Here is a 406-nt window from a genome sequence, read left to right on the forward strand (position 1 = left end):
TCTTTCCTGCCGCTGCTCGAGGCCGTGGTCCAGGCCGGCCAGCCGCTGCTGATCGTGGCCGAGGATGTCGACGGCGAGGCGCTGGCCACCCTGGTGGTCAACAAGCTGCGCGGCGGCCTGAAGGTCGCTGCGGTCAAGGCGCCGGGCTTCGGCGACCGGCGCAAGGCGATGCTCGAGGACCTCGCCATCCTCACCGGCGGCCAGGTCATCTCCGAGGATCTCGGCATCAAGCTCGAAAACGTCACCCTCGACATGCTCGGCCGGGCCAAGAAGGTCGTCATCTCCAAGGAGGAGACGACGGTGGTCGACGGCGCCGGTGTCAAGAAGGACATCGAGGGCCGCACCAACCAGATCCGGGCGCAGATCGAGGAGACGACCTCGGATTACGACCGCGAGAAGCTGCAGG

1 protein-coding gene is annotated in these 406 nt (G+C 67.2%); it reads left to right on the forward strand.

Translation table 11 applies throughout. From position 1 onward, the window contains the following. Positions 1-406 (forward strand): TCP-1/cpn60 chaperonin family protein (locus FFK22_RS42330; RefSeq protein ID WP_306770281.1); only part of this gene is annotated, 406 nt, incomplete at both ends.

Source organism: Mycobacterium sp. KBS0706 (genome assembly GCF_005938675.2).
Classification (GTDB): Bacteria; Pseudomonadota; Alphaproteobacteria; order DSM-16000; family Inquilinaceae; genus Inquilinus.